This is a genomic window from Streptomyces sp. SID13666, assembly GCF_010548325.1.
Lineage (GTDB): Bacteria > Actinomycetota > Actinomycetes > Streptomycetales > Streptomycetaceae > Actinacidiphila > Actinacidiphila fildesensis.
The window spans coordinates 1-16857 of sequence record NZ_JAAGLX010000075.1; the positions used below are offsets into that span (position 1 = coordinate 1).

Annotated in this window: 15 protein-coding genes; 4 read left to right on the forward strand and 11 right to left on the reverse strand. The window is 69.9% G+C overall.

What is annotated here, in order from left to right; all coding sequences use genetic code 11:
• Positions 1-198: 198 nt before the first annotated feature.
• On the forward strand, positions 199-999 hold the full coding sequence (locus tag G3I60_RS41720; protein ID WP_164296045.1) for a thioredoxin domain-containing protein: 801 nt from the start codon (positions 199-201) through the stop codon (positions 997-999).
• Positions 1000-1207: 208 nt separating this feature from the next.
• Complete coding sequence (locus tag G3I60_RS41725; RefSeq protein ID WP_138356942.1) at positions 1208-2212, forward strand: zinc metalloprotease; 1005 nt, start codon at positions 1208-1210, stop codon at positions 2210-2212.
• Between the two features lie 4 nt (positions 2213-2216).
• On the opposite strand, the gene G3I60_RS41730 is transcribed toward G3I60_RS41725, so the two are convergent.
• A complete protein-coding gene (locus tag G3I60_RS41730) occupies positions 2217-2834 on the reverse strand; it encodes a dienelactone hydrolase family protein (RefSeq protein WP_138356943.1) in 618 nt (205 codons plus the stop codon).
• 51 nt (positions 2835-2885) lie between these two features.
• On the opposite strand from G3I60_RS41730, the gene G3I60_RS41735 reads away from it, so the two are divergent.
• On the forward strand, positions 2886-3992 hold the full coding sequence (locus G3I60_RS41735) for a mechanosensitive ion channel family protein (protein ID WP_138356965.1): 1107 nt from the start codon (positions 2886-2888) through the stop codon (positions 3990-3992).
• Positions 3993-4008: 16 nt separating this feature from the next.
• On the opposite strand, the gene G3I60_RS41740 is transcribed toward G3I60_RS41735, so the two are convergent.
• The 5 genes from G3I60_RS41740 to G3I60_RS41760 form a co-directional block, all read right to left on the reverse strand.
• Positions 4009-5589, reverse strand: a complete 1581-nt coding sequence (locus G3I60_RS41740; protein WP_164608483.1) for a Na+/H+ antiporter — start codon at positions 5587-5589, stop codon at positions 4009-4011.
• Positions 5590-5650: 61 nt separating this feature from the next.
• Positions 5651-6100, reverse strand: a complete 450-nt coding sequence (locus tag G3I60_RS41745; RefSeq protein WP_164608484.1) for a GNAT family N-acetyltransferase — start codon at positions 6098-6100, stop codon at positions 5651-5653.
• The gene (locus G3I60_RS41750) at positions 6100-7041 is read right to left on the reverse strand and encodes an RluA family pseudouridine synthase (RefSeq protein ID WP_138356946.1); all 942 of its coding nucleotides are present in this window, start codon (positions 7039-7041) and stop codon (positions 6100-6102) included. Before G3I60_RS41750 ends, G3I60_RS41745 begins: the two co-directional genes overlap by 1 nt.
• Positions 7042-7133: 92 nt before the next feature.
• On the reverse strand, positions 7134-7715 hold the full coding sequence (lspA, locus tag G3I60_RS41755; protein ID WP_244809133.1) for a signal peptidase II: 582 nt from the start codon (positions 7713-7715) through the stop codon (positions 7134-7136).
• A gap of 110 nt (positions 7716-7825) precedes the next feature.
• Entirely contained in the window at positions 7826-8419 is a 594-nt protein-coding gene (locus tag G3I60_RS41760) for a TraR/DksA family transcriptional regulator (protein ID WP_239070964.1), read from the reverse strand.
• Positions 8420-8987: 568 nt separating this feature from the next.
• Here G3I60_RS41760 and ileS point away from each other — a divergent pair.
• On the forward strand, positions 8988-12125 hold the full coding sequence (gene ileS, locus G3I60_RS41765) for an isoleucine--tRNA ligase (protein ID WP_164296041.1): 3138 nt from the start codon (positions 8988-8990) through the stop codon (positions 12123-12125).
• Between the two features lie 288 nt (positions 12126-12413).
• Here the strand turns inward: ileS and G3I60_RS41770 are convergent, their stop codons facing one another.
• From G3I60_RS41770 to ftsZ, 5 genes are all read right to left on the reverse strand, one after another.
• Positions 12414-13601, reverse strand: coding sequence for a DivIVA domain-containing protein (locus G3I60_RS41770; RefSeq protein WP_164296039.1), 1188 nt, complete (start codon positions 13599-13601; stop codon positions 12414-12416).
• A 49-nt stretch (positions 13602-13650) separates the two neighbouring features.
• Positions 13651-13935: a YggT family protein gene (locus tag G3I60_RS41775; protein ID WP_138356950.1), complete on the reverse strand. Its 285-nt coding sequence runs from the start codon at positions 13933-13935 to the stop codon at positions 13651-13653.
• A gap of 62 nt (positions 13936-13997) precedes the next feature.
• Entirely contained in the window at positions 13998-14594 is a 597-nt protein-coding gene (locus G3I60_RS41780; protein ID WP_138356951.1) for a cell division protein SepF, read from the reverse strand.
• 64 nt (positions 14595-14658) lie between these two features.
• A complete protein-coding gene (locus G3I60_RS41785) occupies positions 14659-15378 on the reverse strand; it encodes a YggS family pyridoxal phosphate-dependent enzyme (RefSeq protein ID WP_164296038.1) in 720 nt (239 codons plus the stop codon).
• 224 nt (positions 15379-15602) lie between these two features.
• Positions 15603-16823, reverse strand: a complete 1221-nt coding sequence (gene ftsZ / locus G3I60_RS41790) for a cell division protein FtsZ (RefSeq protein ID WP_138356953.1) — start codon at positions 16821-16823, stop codon at positions 15603-15605.
• Positions 16824-16857 lie beyond the last annotated feature (34 nt).

The window sequence follows — 16857 nt, forward strand, 5'->3', positions numbered from 1 at the left end:
CCGGTCCGCGTCGCGGGCGGCGCGCTGCGCACCCCGGCCGCCCGGCCGCGGCTGCCCCGCGCCCGGTCCGGCCAGGCCGGCCCCTCGCGGTTCCGGCCGCTGCTGCACTCCCTCGTACGGCGTGGTCCGCCGTCGCTGGTCGCTCTCTGACCACCGGCTCGCCCACCACACACGTATGGACACGGAGACCCCATCACCATGAGCAGCAGAAACAGCCAGGCCAACAAGCAGGCAGCCCGTGAGCGGCTGCGCGCCGAGCGCGAGAAGCACGCGAAGAAGGCCAAGCTCAAGCGCCAGCTGCTGGTCGGCGGCGCCGTCATCGCGGCGATCGCGATAGCCGGCGGCGTGGCCGTGGCCGTCAACGAGATGAACAAGCCCGGCGAGTGGGCGGCCGCGGCGAAGAAGACCCTGGTCAAGCCCGCCAACACCTCGGGCACCGACGGCACGACGGTCGTCATCGGCGACCCCGCCAGCAAGTACAACCTGGACGCCTACGAGGACATGCGCTGCCCGGTCTGCGCCTCCTTCGAGCAGGAGTCCGGCGCGGCCGTCCTGAAGGGCGCCACGGACAAGAAGTACAAGATCACGTACACCATGGGCACGTTCCTCGACGGGAACGGCGGCACGGGTTCCAAGAACGCGCTCAGCGCGCTGGGCGCGGCGCTGAACGTCTCCACCGACGCGTTCACCCAGTACCACACGCTGCTGTACTCCAAGGATGTCCACCCCGAGGAGACCAAGGACGAGTTCGGCAGCGACGACAAGCTGATCGAGCTGGCCCAGAAGGTCCCCGCCCTCAAGGGCAACAAGACCTTCGAGACCGCCGTGAAGAGCGGCACCTACGACAAGTGGGCGCTCACCATGAGCGACAAGTTCAACAAGGCCAAGGACGTCACCGGCACCCCGACGGTCAAGCTCAACGGCAAGGCCATCGAGGTCATCGGGCAGCCCTCCGCCACCGTCATGGCCGCCATCGAAAAGGCGATCAGCGGGAAGTGACCCGCCCACAGGGACCGGCCGGCAGGACGCGGCCGGTCCCTTGTCATGTCCGGCGAGCGGACAGCCCGGCCCGCTGAGCAGTGACGGTTTTCGGCCAACCCCTCGACGCCCGGGCTGATTCCCGCCCTGATGCGTACATGGAGATCCTCTATAGCCTCCGCTGCAGCGGTTACCAGCCGCACCAGCCGTCGTGAAGTTGAGGAGAACCATGCGCCCCTCCGTCCGACTCGCCGCCCGACTCACCGGTCGTGTCCCACGCCGCCTGATCGGCGCCGCAGCCATCGCGGGAGCCCTCGCGTTCACCCCGGTGGCCGCCTCGGCGGGCACCGTCAGCGCCCACAAAGCCACCGCGAGGACGCCGTCCGCCCAGCAGTGTGCGGAGGGCACTGCTGGGAACGCCGCAGCCCGCGAGATGCCCGGCGCGACCGCCCACGAGCCCAACGCCCTCACCCCGGCGCAGGCCAAGGCGATGGACCGCGACCTGAAGAACCGCACCGCCTCGCTGCGCCGGTCCGGCGTCAACTCGGTCAAGGCGAAGGCGATCTCGATCCCGGTCTACTTCCACGTCATCCACGACGGCGCCACCGGCAAGCTCACGGCAAGCCAGATAGCCGGGCAGATCGATGTCCTGAACAAGGCGTACGCCGGCCAGGGCGACGGCAACACCACCACCCCGTTCACGTTCAAGCTGCTCAAGACCGACTACACGGACAACGCGGCCTGGTACAACGTCGCCCCCGACACGGCCGAGGAAAAGGCCATGAAGTCCAAGCTCCGCAAGGGCGGGGTGAGCAGCCTCAACCTCTACAGCGCCAACCTCGGCGGCGGGCTGCTCGGTTGGGCGACCTTCCCCGAGTGGTACCCGGGCGACCCGAAGGGTGACGGCGTCGTCATCCTCGACCAGTCCATCCCCGGCGGCACCGTCACCAACTACAACGAGGGCGACACCGCCACCCACGAGGTCGGCCACTGGCTCGGCCTCTACCACACCTTCCAGGACGGCTGCACGGAGCCGGGCGACTACGTCGCCGACACCCCGCAGGAAGGCGAGCCGGCCTTCGAGTGCCCGGTCGGCAGCGACACCTGCACCGCCGAGGGCCTGGACCCGATCAAGAACTTCATGGACTACACCTACGACTCCTGCATGACCCAGTTCACGCCGGGTCAGGTACAGCGCATGAAGGACTCCTGGCTGGCCTACCGCGCCAGCTGACGCCTCAGGCTTCGGCGTCGAGGTCCGCGAGGAAGCTCAGGGCGACAGCCCATGTCTGCTCCGCGGCCTCGGCGTCGTAGTCGTGCAGCTCCGGGTCCGTGTAGAGATGGCCCGCACCCCGGTACCGGTGCACCTCAACATCCGCGCCCGCCTTGCCCATCCGCAGGTACCACGCGTTGAGCCAGTCCTCCGACTCGAACGGATCCGGCTCCGCGACATGCAGCTGCACCGGCAGCTGATCCGTCACCGCGTCGTCCGCGATGTCCGACGTGCCGTGCAGGAGCAGCAGCCCGCGGGCCTTCTCGTCGCCCAGCGCGAGGGTCTGGGCGATGGAACCGCCGAGCGAGAAGCCGGCGTAGACCAGCCCCTGGTCGGAGTGCGGAGCCGCGGCGGCGACCGCCCGCTGGAGGAGTTCCTCGCGGCCGATCGCGTCCTTGATCTTCATGCCCTCCTCGACGGTGTCGGTCGTCCGGCCGTCGTAGAGGTCGGGGACGTACACCTCGTGCCCGGCGGCACGCAGTCGCTCGGCGGCCGCTCGTACGGCGGGCCGGAGCCCATAGGCCGAGTGGAACATCACGATTTTCACGGGGCTGCCTTCACTCGCTGTCGGGTACGCGTCCATGGTGCCAGTTACCGTCAGGGGACAAAGCAACCGGAGGGAGCGCCTGTGGACATGGAGAACGTGCTGCGGCCGGTGATCGTCATCGGGGCGTCGGTGGTGGTGACCCTGGTCGTCGGCTGGGTCGTGGACAAGACGCTCGTCAAGGTCGACGCCCGGCACCCCGAGACCCCGCTGTGGGGCCTGCTGCGCCGCTGCCGGATCCCGTTCCAGCTGGTGCTGTGCACGGCGCTGCTGCGCGCCTCGTACCCGGCGGCGCATCTCGCCAAGGGCCACCGGGCGGCGGTCGGCCAGTGCCTGAGCCTGGTGCTGATCGGCGCGTGCGCCTGGCTGACGGTACGGGTGGCGTCGGCGGTGGTGGACGCGTCCTACGAGCGGTATGCCTCGACGGCCCGCAACACGGCCAGGGTCCGGCGGGTCCGCACCCAGGTGACGCTGATCCAGCGGGTGGTGACCGCCGTCGTGATCGTGGTGGCGATCGCCGCGATGCTGTTCACGTTCCCCGAGATGCGCACCATCGGCGCCTCGATGCTCGCCTCGGCCGGGATCATCGGCATCGTGGCCGGTGTCGCGGCCCAGTCCACGCTCGGCAACATCTTCGCGGGGCTGCAGATCGCCTTCGGCGACATGGTGCGGATCGGCGACACCGTGGTGGTCGACGGGGAGTGGGGCACGGTCGAGGAGATCACCCTCACCTATCTGACGGTGCGGACCTGGGACGAGCGCCGCATCACGATGCCTGTGTCGTATTTCACCAGCAAACCGTTCGAGAACTGGTCGCGCGGCGACCCGATGATGACCGGAACGGTCTTCTTCCATCTGGATCACTCGACGCCCGTCGACCTGATGCGCGAGCAGCTGCACCTGGTGCTCAAGGAGTGCGAGCAGTGGGACCGGCGGGCCTGGGGCCTGGTCGTCATCGACACCACGCCGACCACGATCCTGGTGCGGGCCCTGGTCACCGCCAAGGACGCGGACGACATCTTCACCGTCCGCTGCGTCGTCCGCGAGCAGTTGCTGGAGTGGGTGCGCCGCGAGCACCCGTACGCGCTGCCGCGGCTGAACACCGCGCCCGCGCCGGGGCTGGACGCGGAGCCGCCGCGCCCGCCGGCGGCCCCGCCCACCTCCGACGACATCGGCCCCGGGCCGGGCGCACGATAGCGGCGGAGCACGGAGCTCAGCGCACCGAACGCAGATCCAGCAGGCGCAGCACCCGGTCCACGATCTCCGGGTCGGAGCCCGGCTCGCTGCGGGCGGCCAGCACCTCGTGCCGGGCGGCGGACATCATCTCGGCCTGCACCCGCTGTATGACCCGCAGCCGCTCGGTGCGCTTGGCGTGCGACTCGCGGCGGTCGTCGTCGACGATGTCGGGCGAGATCCGGGCGCCGAGGTCGAAGGCCCGCCGCTGGAGCATCTCCGACACCTCCTCCTGCAGCGGCTCGACCAGCTCGATCTCCCGCAGCCGCTGCTTGGCGGCCTTGGTGGCGCGCAGCGCGAGCCTCCGCTCCAGATCGTGCTCGGCGTCGATGTTGCCGCGCACCCCGAGCCTCCTGACCAGCCAGGGCAGCGTCAGGCCCTGCAGGACCAGGGTGGCCAGGACGACCGCGAAGGCGATGAACAGCAGCTCGTCACGGGCCGGGAAGGGGCCGTCGTCCGAGCTCAGCGGAATGGCGAGGGCCAGGGCGACGGACGCCACGCCGCGCATCCCCGCCCACCACACGACGACGGTCTCCCGCCAGGTCATCGGGATGTCCTCGTCGTGGCGCTTGTCCCGCCACCTGCGGGCCAGCCAGGCGGCCGGCAGCAGCCACACCAGCCGGACGCCGACGACCACGGCGATCACCAGTCCGGCGTGCGAGAGCATCGAGCCCCAGCGGCCGGCGCCGACGGCGAACACGTTGTGCAGTTCCAGCCCGATGAGGCCGAAGGCGACGCCGGTGACGAGGGTGTCGACGATCTCCCAGAAGGTGGTGCCGGCCAGCCGGGCCGTCACATCGTCCGCCCCGACGGCGTGCTCGGCCAGGAAGAGCGCGGTGGTGAGCACCGCGAGGACACCGGAGCCGCCCAGCTCCTCGGCGAGGCCGTACGAGGCGAACGGGACCAGCAGCGTCAGCCCGATCTGCAGGGTCGGGTCCCCGACGATGCCCATCAGCTTGTTGGCGGCCCACCCGAGCGCCATGCCGATCGCGATCGCGACCACGGCGGACAGCACCAGCTCGCCGGCCGCGTGCTCGGCGGAGAACTTCCCGGTCACGGCCGCGGCGATCGCCACGTGGTAGAGCACGATCGCGGTGACGTCGTTGAACAGCCCCTCGCCCTCCAGGATGGAGACCATCCGCCGCGGCAGCCCCAGGCTCCCGGCCACCGCCGTCGCGGCCACCGGGTCGGGCGGCGCCACCAGCGCGCCGAGCGCGACCGCGCCGGCGACCGTCACGCCGGGGACGATCGCGTTGGCGACGACCGCGACGGCCGCCGTCGTGACGAAGACCAGGGCGACCGCCAGCAGGAAGATCGCCCGCTTGTTGGCCGCGAACTGCCGCCACGAGGTGCGCTGCACGGACGCGTAGAGGAGCGGCGGCAGGACGATCGGCAGAATCAGATCGGGGTCGATCTGCACGTTCGGGATCTGCGGCACCAGGGCCAGCACGATGCCGAACAGGGTCATCAGGACCGGCGACGGGAGCCCCATCCGGTCGCCCAGCGGCACCATGACGATGGCCGCGAGCATGAGCGAGAAGAACAGGACGAGCTGGTCCACGGCGGGCGGCTCCTGGGACTCCTGGGACGGGACGCCTCAGGGTGCCACAGGCGGTGGGGCGTCAGCCCAGGGAGCGCCGCATGGCGCGGTGCGCGATGCCCGCGTCGGGGAATTCCGGCCCGAACGGGGTGTAGCCCAGCCGCTCGTAGAAGGCGATCGCGTGCACCTGGGACTCCAGGTGGACCCCCGCGAGTCCGAGCCTGCGGGCCTCGTCCTCCAGTGCGGCGACCAGCCGGGCGACGACGCCGGTGCCGCGCGCGGGCTTGAGCACGGCGAGCCGGCCGAGTACCGCGGTGTCCGGGTCACCGCCGTTCTTGGCGGCGGCGTCGGCGCCCAGGAGCAGCCGTCCGGTGCCTGCGTCCGGGGCCAGCACGTGCACGGCACGGTCGTCCTTGCCGTCCCACTCCAGCTCGGCCGGGACGTTCTGCTCGACGACGAAGACCTCGTGACGGATGGCGTGCACGGCCGCCATGCCCTCGGCGTCCTGCGCCGCGACGACCCGGACGTCCATCAGACGCTGTCCTCCCGGACGACGTCCAGGGCGTGCTGGAGATCGTCGGCGTACGCGCTCTCGAACTCCACCCAGCGGCCGTCCGACGGGTGCTCGAAGCCGAGCTTCACCGCGTGCAGCCACTGGCGGCTCAGGCCGAGCCGCTTGGAGAGCGTCGGGTCGGCGCCGTACGTGAGGTCGCCGACGCAGGGGTGGCGGTGGGCGGACATGTGCACCCGGATCTGGTGGGTGCGGCCGGTCTCCAGCTTGATGTCGAGCAGGCTGGCGTGCCGGAACGCCTCGATGAGGTCGTAGTGCGTGACGCTGGGCTTGCCCTCGGCGATCACGGCCCACTTGTAGTCGTGGTTCGGGTGCCGGCCGATCGGGGCGTCGATGGTGCCGCTCATCGGGTCCGGGTGGCCCTGCACCAGCGCGTGGTAGCGCTTGTCGACGACGCGCTCGCGGAACTGCTGCTTGAGCAGCGTGTACGCGCGCTCCGACTTGGCGACCACCATCAGCCCCGAGGTGCCCACGTCGAGACGGTGCACGATGCCCTGGCGCTCGGCGGCACCGGAGGTGGAGATGCGGTAGCCGGCGGCGGCGAGGCCGCCGATGACGGTCGTGCCGGTCCAGCCGGGGCTGGGGTGCGCGGCCACGCCGACCGGCTTGGAGATCACCACGAGATCGTCGTCGTCATGGACGATCACCATGCCCTCGACGGCCTCGGCCACGATCTGCACGGGCTTCGGCGGCGCCGGCATCTCGACCTCCAGCCAGGCTCCGCCGTGCACCCGGTCGGACTTCATCGCGGGGCTGCCGTCGATGGAGACCTTCCCGGAAGCAGCCAGCTCCGCCGCCTTGGTGCGCGAAAAGCCGAACATACGCGCGATGGCGGCGTCGACGCGCTCGCCTTCTAGGCCGTCGGGTACGGGCAGGGTCCGGGTCTCGGGAAGGGTACTCACCTGGTCGAGTATGACGGACGGCGGTGGCAGCTCCGTCCCGGCGGCCCGGACCCGGTGGCCGACCGGCGGCCCGGCCTCGACTCAGTCGTGGCTCAGTCGCGGTGCAGGGTGCCGTCCGGGTCGAGTCCGCGGAAGGACAGCAGCACGATCAGGATGCCGCCGCAGACGATCGCGGAGTCGGCGAGGTTGAAGACCGCGAAGTGGGCGGGCGCGATGAAGTCCACCACATGCCCCTCCAGGAACCCCGGCGACCGGAAGACCCGGTCGGTGAGGTTGCCGAAGGCCCCGCCGAGCAGCAGCCCGAGCGCGATCGCCCAGGGCAGGCTGTAGAGCTTGCGGGCCAGCCGGGCGATCACCACGATCACCCCGGCCGCGATGATCGTGAAGACGATCGTCATGCCCTGGCCGAAGCCGAAGGCCGCTCCCCCGTTGCGGATCGCCTCGAGCCGCAGCCAGCTGCCGAGCACGTCGATCGGGGTGTCCCGGTGTTCGAGGCTGGTCACCACCCAGAGCTTGGACAGCAGGTCCAGGGCGTACGCCAGCGCCGCCACCGCGAGCAGGAGGGCGATGCGCCGCTTGCCCCTGGGTGCGGTGGGCGGCGCCTCCTCAGGGGCCCCGGCCGCTGCCGTGGCCTCTTCGTCCCGTTCCTCGATGCCGTGCTCCGCTTCCGTCACGTGCGTCCCTCAGCCCTTGTGCAGCTTGTGCCGGCCAGGCCGGATCCTGGCTGTTGACGAGGGTACGTCACACCCGTGCGCGGGGGTCCCCCCGGCCGAGGGCAGGGGGTTCAGCGACGCTCCTGCTTCTGCTTGCAGTCGATGCACAGGGTGGCCCGCGGGAACGCCTGCATCCGCGCCTTGCCGATCGGGTTGCCGCAGGACTCGCAGCGGCCGTAGGTGCCCTCGTCGAGCCGCTCCAGGGCGTGCTCGGACTGGGCGAGCATCTCGCGGGCGGTCGCCGCCAGCGACATCTCGTGCTCCCTGGTGATGTTCTTGGTGCCGGTGTCGGCGTCGTCGTCACCCGCGCCGCCCCCGGAATCGCGCAGCAGCCCCGCCACCGACGCCTCCGAGGACGCGATCTCGGCCCGCAGCCGCTCGGCCTCCGCGAGCAGCTCGGCACGGGCCTCCAGGACCTCGGAGGCGGACCAGGGGTCCTCCCCCGGCCGTACCGGGAGCACGCCGGGCTCCCCGGCCGCCCGGGAGGCGGGAACCGCGGACGTGACCGTACCGGCCACCGTCTTCTTCGCAACCACCTTTTTGGCTCCCGTCTTCTTCGCTGCCGCGGTCTTCTTCGCCACGACCTTTTTCACGGCCTTCTTGGCGGCCGTGGCCGCCTTCTTCGCCGGTGTCGTCTTCTTGGCGGCGGTCTTCTTCACGACCATGGCCGCGACCCCTTCACATTTTGTGATCTTGCTCGCGAATCGTGCCGGAACGGTAAAACGGCTCCGGACCCGCGGCAACGGGGCACGCCGCTTGATCCCCCCGTCGCGCCCGGTGGGCCGACAGGTCTGCATCCTGTGTGCCCAGGTGTTCCACCAGGTATTCCGGTATTCACCGGTAGTGACGCCGGACGGCCGGACTTCGGTTGTCTTCATCAGGCCATTCGGGTCAGCGGGACCCGGCCCGCCGACCCGCGGAACCGGGCCGACACGGCGGCCCCGGCCCCGTACACTGGCCGCAGCGAAAGGCGTGGAAAGGGACGAGTAGCGCCGCACGCAGCCAAGAGCGACCCGGGGACGGTGGAAGCCCGGGGGTGTGCGCGACGCGAAGATCACCCCGGAGCCGCCGGAGGAAAGCCGCAGGGCGAGTAGAACCGGCATCGCGGCCCCAATCAAGGGGGTCCAGGGGGCGCCGCCTCCCGGGCCAAGAAGGGTGGTACCGCGGGAGCCCAGGCTCTCGTCCCTTCGTCGGAACACGGAAACACGTGACAGTCCGCCGGAGGCACCACCGATGACGCCGCAGTACCGCCAGGTACCCGCCCAGGTCGACCTGCCCGCTCTCGAGCACGAGGTGCTCGGCTTCTGGAGCGAGAACAAGATCTTCGCCCGCTCCCTCGACCAGTCCGAGGGGCTGCCCGAGTGGGTGTTCTACGAGGGCCCGCCGACCGCCAACGGCATGCCGGGCGCGCACCACATCGAGGCCCGCGTCTTCAAGGACGTCTTCCCCCGCTTCAAGACCATGCGGGGCCACCATGTGACCCGCAAGGCCGGCTGGGACTGCCACGGCCTGCCCGTCGAGCTGGCCGTCGAGAAGGAACTCGGCTTCACCAGCAAGCAGGACATCGAGGACTACGGCATCGCCGAGTTCAACGCGAAGTGCCGTGAGTCGGTGACCCGCCACACCGACGCCTTCACCGAGCTGACGAACCGCATGGGCTACTGGGTCGACCTGGAGGACGCCTACCGCACCATGGACCCGGAGTACGTGGAGTCCGTGTGGTGGTCGCTGCAGCAGATCTTCGACAAGGGCCTGCTGGTCCAGGACTACCGCGTCGCCCCCTGGTGCCCGAAGGACCAGACGGGCCTGTCCGACCACGAACTGGCGCAGGGCTACGAGACGATCGTCGACCCCTCCGTCTTCGTCCGCTTCCCGCTCACCTCGGGCCCCCTCGCGGGCGAGGCCGCCCTCCTGGTCTGGACGACCACCCCCTGGACCCTGGTCTCCAACACGGCCGTCGCGACCCACCCCACGGTCACCTACGTGGTGGCGACCGACGGCGACGAGAAGCTGGTCGTCGCCGAACCGCTGCTGGAGAAGGCCCTCGGCGAGGGCTGGACCGCCACCGGCGTCAGCTTCACCGGCGCCGAGATGGAGCGCTGGACGTACGAGCGGCCCTTCGACTTCGTCGAGATCCCGGACGCGCACTACATCGTCAACGCCGAGTACGTCACCACCGAGGACGGCACCGGTCTGGTCCACCAGTCCCCCGCCTTCGGCGAGGACGACCTCAAGGTCTGCCGCGCCTACGGCCTCCCCGTGGTGAACCCGGTCCGCCCCGACGGCACCTTCGAGCCGGAGGTCCCGCTCGTCGGCGGCGAGTTCTTCAAGAAGGCGGACGAAAAACTGGTCGCGGAGCTCCAGCGCACCGGCCGCCTCTTCCGTCACGTCCCGTACGAGCACAGCTACCCGCACTGCTGGCGCTGCCACACCGCGCTGCTCTACTACGCGCAGCCGTCCTGGTACATCCGCACCACCGCCGTCAAGGACGCGATGCTGCGCGAGAACGAGAAGACCAACTGGTACCCGGACTCGGTCAAGCAGGGCCGCTTCGGCGACTGGCTGAACAACAACGTCGACTGGGCCCTCTCGCGCAACCGCTACTGGGGCACCCCGCTCCCGATCTGGCGCTGCGAGGAGAACCACCTCACGTGCGTCGGCAGCCTCTCGGACCTCTCCACCCTCACGGGCACCGACCAGAGCGGTCTGGACCCGCACCGCCCGTACATCGACGAGATCACGTTCCCCTGCACCTCCGAAGGCTGCTCGCTGGAATCGGTCCGCGTCCCCGAGGTCATCGACGCCTGGTACGACTCGGGATCGATGCCGTTCGCGCAGTGGGGCTACCCGCACCGCAACAAGGAGATCTTCGAGAAGAGCTACCCGGCGCAGTTCATCTCCGAGGCGATCGACCAGACCCGCGGCTGGTTCTACACGCTGATGGCCGTCGGCACCCTGGTCTTCGACCGGTCCTCCTACGAGAACGTGGTCTGCCTGGGCCACATCCTCGCCGAGGACGGCCGCAAGATGTCCAAGCACCTGGGCAACACCCTGGAGCCCATCGCGCTCATGGACCAGCACGGCGCCGACGCCGTCCGCTGGTTCATGGCGGCCGGCGGCTCGCCCTGGTCCGCCCGCCGGGTCGGCCACGGCACGATCCAGGAAGTGGTCCGCAAGACCCTCCTCACCTACTGGAACACCGTCGCCTTCCAGGCCCTGTACGCCCGAACCGCCGGCTGGACCCCCAGCGCGAGCGACCCGGCCCCGGCCGACCGCCCGCTGCTGGACCGCTGGCTGCTCGGCGAGCTGCACGCCCTCACACGTGACGTCACCGAATCCCTGGAGTCGTACGACACCCAGCGCGCGGGCAAGCTGCTCTCCTCCTTCGTCGACGACCTGTCCAACTGGTACGTCCGCCGCTCGCGCCGCCGCTTCTGGCAGGGCGACGCCGCCGCGCTGCGCACCCTGCACGACGTGGTCGAGACGGTCACCCGCCTGATGGCCCCGCTCACGCCGTTCATCACCGAGCGGGTCTGGCAGGACCTCGTCGTCCCGGTCACCCCGGACGCCCCGGACTCCGTCCACCTCACCTCGTGGCCGGTCGCCGACGAATCCGCGATCAACCCGACCCTCTCCGAGCAGATGCTGCTCGTCCGCCGGCTGGTGGAGCTGGGCCGCGCGACCCGCGCGGAGTCCGGCGTCAAGACCCGCCAGCCGCTCTCCCGCGCCCTGGTGGCCGTCGCCGGCTTCGACTCCCTCGACCCGGCCCTGCACACGCAGATCACCGAGGAACTCAACGTGCTCTCCCTCGCCTCGCTCTCGGAGGTCGGCGGATCCCTGGTCGACACGACGGCCAAGGCGAACTTCCGGGCGCTCGGCAAGCGCTTCGGCAAGGGCGTCCAGGACGTCGCGAAGGCCGTCGCGGCCGCCGACGCGGCAGCGCTCTCCGCAGCGCTGCGCGACGGCACCGCCACCGTCGAGTTCAACGGCGAGCAGATCCCGCTCTCCCCGGACGAAGTGATCATCACCGAGACCCCGCGCGAGGGCTGGTCGGTGGCGTCCGACTCCGGCGCCACCGTCGCCCTGGACCTGGAGATCACCCCGGAACTCCGCCTGGCGGGCCTGGCCCGCGACGCGATCCGGCTGATCCAGGAGGCCCGCAAGAACTCGGGCCTGGACGTGGCGGACCGCATCGCCGTCCGCTGGCAGGCCGCCGACAACGACCTGACCACCGCCCTGACCGAACACGCCACCCTGATCGCGGACGAGGTCCTGGCCACGGACTTCGCCCCCGGCGACCCGGACCGGACCTACGGCCAGCCCTTCACGGACGACCAGCTGGGCCTGACCTTCCACCTGCGCAAGCAGTAGAAACCACGGAGGCCGCCGCCCACCACACCAGGTGGGACGGCGGCCTCCGCCATATCCGGGCTCGAACGCGAGGGGCCGGGACCGCAGGCGTGGGGGTCCGAAATGCTGCCGAGCTACTTGTGGGCCGCCAGGCCCTCACTAGTCGATTTCGGACCCCCACGCCGGAGGGCCCGGCCCCGCAGCCACCGACGCACCGGACGACGAAAACGGGCCGGGCCCCAAGGGAGAAATCCCCAGGGGCCCGGCCCGATGCCCGCCGCAGGCGCTGACGCGCCGAGCGGCAGGCGACTAGTTGTCGTCCTCGTCGATCAGGAAGCCACGCATCGGCGTAGGCGCCTGCTGCAGCGGCTGCGGGCTCTGCGGCCGCACCGGAGCCATCGGCTGCGTCATGGCCGGAGACATCTGCTGCTGGCCGCCGTACGTCGGGTTCGGGCCGCTGTGGCCCATGCCCTGGTTCCCGTACGACGGGTTCTGGCCGGTGTTGTGACCCATCGCACCGGCACCGGCCGGAGCCATGCCACCGCCCATGGATCCACCCATCGTCCCGCCGCCCATGGAGGACGGAGCGGGCAGCGACGCGGCGGCCGGGGCACGCGGCGGAGCCAGCGAGTCGTCCGCCTGGGTCTCCAGCTGGCGCAGCTGGCTCTCCAGGTAGGACTTCAGACGGGTCCGGTACTCACGCTCGAAGCCGCGCAGGTCTTCGACCTTCCGCTCCAGCGTGGCGCGGGCGGACTCCAGCGAGCCCATCGCTACGCGGTGCTTCTCCTGCGCGTCCCGCTCCAGGGCGTCAGCCTTGGCACGGGCGTCCCGCTCCAGGCCCTCGGCGCGGCTGCGTGCCTCGCCGACGATCTTGTTGGCCTCGGAACGGGCCTCCGCGATCGCCTGGTCGGCGGTCTGCTGCGCCAGCGAAAGAACCCGCGCCGCGCTGTCGCCGCCGGGCGACTGCTGCTGCATGGGGTGGCCCTGCTGCTGCATCGGATGCTGCTGCTGCATGGGGTGCTGCTGCTGCATCGGGTGCTGCTGGCCCATGGAGTTCTGGCCCATCGGACCCTGACCCATTTGGTTCTGGCCCATCGGACCCTGACCCATGGGGCCCTGGCCCATCGGGCCGGGACCGTGCTGCTGCTGGGCGCTCGGCCCGGCAGGCAGCTGCAGTGCGCCGGACTGCTGCTGGGGCTGCCCCATCTGCTGGGGCGGACCCATCTGCTGCGGCGGCACGGGCTGCGGTCCGGATATGGCCGCGGGGACCGGACGGTCCTGCGACTCCGGCTTGCGCATGCCCTGCTGCTGGTTCTGGGCGGCGGCTCGGGTGGCCGCGGCCAGTTTGGCCCGCAGGTCCTCGTTTTCTCGTAGGAGCCTGGTCAGCTCTCCCTCGACCTCATCGAGGAAGGCGTCGACCTCGTCCTCGTCATAACCTTCTCGGAGGCGGACGGTCGTGAACTGCTTGTTCCGCACGTCCTCGGGGGTCAGCGGCATCTCTTCACCTCAACGTGATCGTCGACATATCGGGAGTCCGCATCGTTCATCACAGACTCCCGACAACGCGGAGCAGGATGAGCACGATGATCATCAATACGAAGAAGGACAGGTCGAGCGCCACGCCCCCGAGACGCAGCGGCGGAATGAACCGCCGCAGAAGCTTGAGTGGCGGATCGGTGACAGTGTAGGTGGCCTCAAGGACCACCACCATCGGCTTCCCAGGTTGCCACGAGCGCGCGAACTGGAAGACGTAATCCATCACCAACCGGAAGATCAGCACGATCAGGAAGCACATCAGCACGATGTAGAGCACCTGTAGTGCGTAGCTCATCGCGCGTCCCTCTCCCCTGCTCGCCTTCGGCCTGGTGGCCGGATTTCCTCGGTGTGTGGTGCTCAGCTCTGGTTGAAGAACCCGCCCTCGGCGATGCGGGCCTTGTCCTCCGCCGTGACATCGACGTTAGCAGGCGACAGCAGGAACACCTTCTGCGTCACCCGCTCGATGCTGCCGTGCAGGCCGAAGACCAGGCCGGCGGCGAAGTCGACAAGACGCTTTGCGTCCGTGTCGTCCATCTCCGTCAGATTCATGATCACCGGTGTGCCCTCGCGGAAGTGTTCCCCGATGGTACGGGCTTCGTTGTACGTGCGGGGGTGAAGTGTGGTGATCCGGTAGGGCTCACGCTCGGACACGACCTTGGGCATGATCACCGGTGCGTTCTTCTCCATGCTGTGACGTTCGGGTGTGATGGACGCCACTGGGGCGATCCGCGGTTCGCGGGGCGCCGGCGCATGGACGAGTCGTGCCGGTTCGTCCCGTTGTGGCTGGTGCTGGGCGAGCTCATTGTGCTGATTGTGCTGGCTGCGTGGCCTGTGGTTGCGCTCAGGCTCCGGCTCGGGTTCGAACTCGTCGTCGGGATCGAATCCCGGGCCGTCGTACCCGTCGTCCTCCACGAGGCCGAGGTAGACCGCCATCTTGCGCATCGCGCCGGCCATGCTCTGCGTCCTCTCAGCGGGGAAAGACCATATTTATTGCTGTGGTCCGACTTGTTTGGTGACGTTACCGGAGCCCGGGACGGACTCCGAGTACCGCAGTACCGACGCGTACATGTGTCGCTCCCGCCGCCACCGCCTGCTCCAGGTCGGCGCTCATCCCTGCCGAGACCATGGTGGCAGCCGGATGGGCCGCGCGCAGGCCGGATGAGATTTCCGCCAGCCGATCGAAGGCGGCGCGGGGTTGGCCCCGGTACGGGCCGTCGAGCGGAGCGACCGTCATCAGCCCGTCGAGCCGGAGGCCCGGCGCCGCGGCGATCGCGTCGGCGAGGCCGCCGACGACGTCGGGCGCGACTCCGCCCCTGCTGCCCTGGGTTCCTGACTCGGCGTCAAGGGCGACCTGGACCAGACAGCCCACCTCGCGGCCGCGGGCGACCGCCGCGGTGGACAGCGCGCCGACCAGCCGGAGCCGGTCGACGGAGTGCACGACATCGGCGTAACCGACCACGGAACGGACTTTATTGGTCTGCAACTGACCCACGAAATGCCAGGTCAGCGGCAGATCCGCACACGCGGCAGCCTTCGGGGCGGCGTCCTGGTCGCGGTTCTCCGCGACCTGCTGAACGCCGAGTTCCGAGAGAAAACGCACATCGCTCGCGGGGTAGGTCTTGGTGACCACCACCAGCGTCACGTCCTTGCGGTCGCGGCCCGCCGCGTCGCACGCGGCGGTGATGCGCTCCTCGACCCGGGCCAGATTCGCGGCCAGTTGGGCCTTGCGATCCGTCACTGCCTCGCTCACGTTCCTTCAGTCGATCCGATGATACGAACATGGGATATCTCACCCATAGCCGTCTCGAATCGGGCGAGTTGGGCGGATACACAGCGAACGGCGCTCATCGCGCCCCTCCGTAAAGAGGGACGAAATGCGCGCCGTTCACCGAGGGGCCGAACCCGGCCACTTCACGAACAAGGGGACAAGAAGGTCACATCACCCAGGGAACTGAGGGAAGCTCACTTCAGGAAATCGGGTACGTCCAGCTCCTCGGCCGCGGAGTCCTGGTACGGACGGGCCGGCGGCACGTGCGGCGGGGTGACCGGGGACGGCGGGACCTCAGCGACCGGCTCCGGCTCCTCGGCACGGACCGGCACACTGCCGAGACCGCTGTAGGAGGTCGGGCGCGGGGCCTCGGCCTGGCTGCCGACCCGGGCAGGTCCGGTGGCGGGAGTCTCCTCGCGACCGCTGTACGCGCCGAGCACCTTGTCGCGGTTGCCCTTGGGCGGCGGCTGGCCGCCGTCGAAGCCGGCCGCGATCACGGTGACCCGGACCTCGTCGCCGAGCGCGTCATCGATGACCGCACCGAAGATGATGTTGGCCTCGGGGTGCGCGGCCTCGCTCACCAGCTGGGCGGACTCGTTGATCTCGAACAGGCCGAGGTCGGAGCCGCCGGAGATGGAGAGCAGCACGCCGCGGGCGCCGTCAATGGACGCTTCGAGCAGCGGCGAGGAAATGGCCATCTCCGCGGCCGCTACCGCGCGGTCGTCGCCACGGGCCGAACCGATGCCCATCAGGGCGGAACCCGCTTCGGACATCACGGACTTCACATCGGCGAAGTCCAGGTTGATCAGACCCGGGGTGGTAATGAGATCGGTGATCCCCTGCACGCCGGACAGCAGCACCTGGTCCGCGGACCGGAACGCGTCGAGCACGCTGACCTGGCGGTCCGAGATGGACAGCAGCCGGTCGTTCGGGATCACGATGAGAGTGTCGACATTTTCGCGGAGACCGGCGATGCCGTCCTCGGCCTGGTTGGCGCGGCGACGTCCCTCGAAGGTGAAGGGCCGGGTGACCACACCGATCGTCAGGGCGCCCAGCGAGCGGGCGATATGCGCGACCACGGGTGCGCCGCCGGTACCGGTGCCGCCGCCCTCGCCCGCGGTGACGAAGACCATGTCTGCGCCCTTGAGCACTTCTTCGATCTCTTCGCGGTGGTCCTCGGCGGCCTTGCGGCCGACATCGGGGTTCGCGCCGGCGCCGAGGCCGCGGGTGAGTTCGCGGCCGACGTCGAGCTTGACGTCGGCGTCGCTCATCAGGAGGGCCTGCGCATCGGTGTTGATCGCGATGAACTCGACGCCCTTGAGACCGACCTCGATCATCCGGTTGATGGCATTGACGCCACCGCCGCCGATTCCGACGACCTTGATGACTGCGAGGTAGTTCTGCGGTGCTGCCACGTCGAAGGCCTCTCGCCTCGAGTTACGTATGCCT

Excerpts from the sequence above, each read along its gene's own strand:
- G3I60_RS41775 (WP_138356950.1), bottom strand. The coding sequence starts at position 13,935 with ATGAGCTACGCACTACAGGTGCTCTACATCGTGCTGATGTGCTTCCTG.
- ileS (WP_164296041.1), top strand. The coding sequence starts at position 8,988 with ATGACGCCGCAGTACCGCCAGGTACCCGCCCAGGTCGACCTGCCCGCT.
- G3I60_RS41725 (WP_138356942.1), top strand. The coding sequence starts at position 1,208 with ATGCGCCCCTCCGTCCGACTCGCCGCCCGACTCACCGGTCGTGTCCCA.
- G3I60_RS41745 (WP_164608484.1), bottom strand. The coding sequence starts at position 6,100 with ATGGACGTCCGGGTCGTCGCGGCGCAGGACGCCGAGGGCATGGCGGCC.
- G3I60_RS41780 (WP_138356951.1), bottom strand. The coding sequence starts at position 14,594 with ATGGCCGGCGCGATGCGCAAGATGGCGGTCTACCTCGGCCTCGTGGAG.
- G3I60_RS41720 (WP_164296045.1), top strand. The coding sequence starts at position 199 with ATGAGCAGCAGAAACAGCCAGGCCAACAAGCAGGCAGCCCGTGAGCGG.
- G3I60_RS41730 (WP_138356943.1), bottom strand. The coding sequence starts at position 2,834 with ATGGACGCGTACCCGACAGCGAGTGAAGGCAGCCCCGTGAAAATCGTG.
- G3I60_RS41760 (WP_239070964.1), bottom strand. The coding sequence starts at position 8,419 with ATGGTCGTGAAGAAGACCGCCGCCAAGAAGACGACACCGGCGAAGAAG.
- G3I60_RS41770 (WP_164296039.1), bottom strand. The coding sequence starts at position 13,601 with ATGCCGCTGACCCCCGAGGACGTGCGGAACAAGCAGTTCACGACCGTC.
- G3I60_RS41735 (WP_138356965.1), top strand. The coding sequence starts at position 2,886 with ATGGAGAACGTGCTGCGGCCGGTGATCGTCATCGGGGCGTCGGTGGTG.